Genomic DNA, 353 nt, shown 5'->3' on the forward strand with positions numbered 1-353 from the left:
GGGGTATGGAATATGAAAGTTCCGGTTGTTATTATGCGAGGAGGAACAAGTAAAGGAGTCTTCTTGAATTACGAAAACATGCCTGAAAATCGTGCAGTTTGGGAGGATTTTCTCCTTGATATTATGGGCAGTCCTGATCAAAGACAAATTGACGGGCTAGGCGGCGCAAATTCCTTAACTAGTAAAGCAGCTATTATTAAAAAGTCTAATATAGAAGGAGTTGACATCGAATATACATTTGCACAGATTAGCATTGAAGATCAATTAGTTGATTTTAAAGGAAATTGCGGCAATATTTCTTCTGCTGTAGGGCCCTATGCGATTGAACAAGGTCTTGTACATGCAATAGAACC

General features: G+C 38.8%; 1 pseudogene. It reads left to right on the forward strand.

Annotation, left to right across the window (positions count from 1 at the left end):
- Positions 1-12: 12 nt before the first annotated feature.
- Positions 13-353, forward strand: a pseudogene (locus V7659_RS10675) (PrpF domain-containing protein); the annotation flags it as partial.

It is taken from the genome of Neobacillus drentensis (genome assembly GCF_036966985.1).
GTDB classification, from domain to species: Bacteria; Bacillota; Bacilli; order Bacillales; family Cytobacillaceae; genus Neobacillus; species Neobacillus drentensis_E.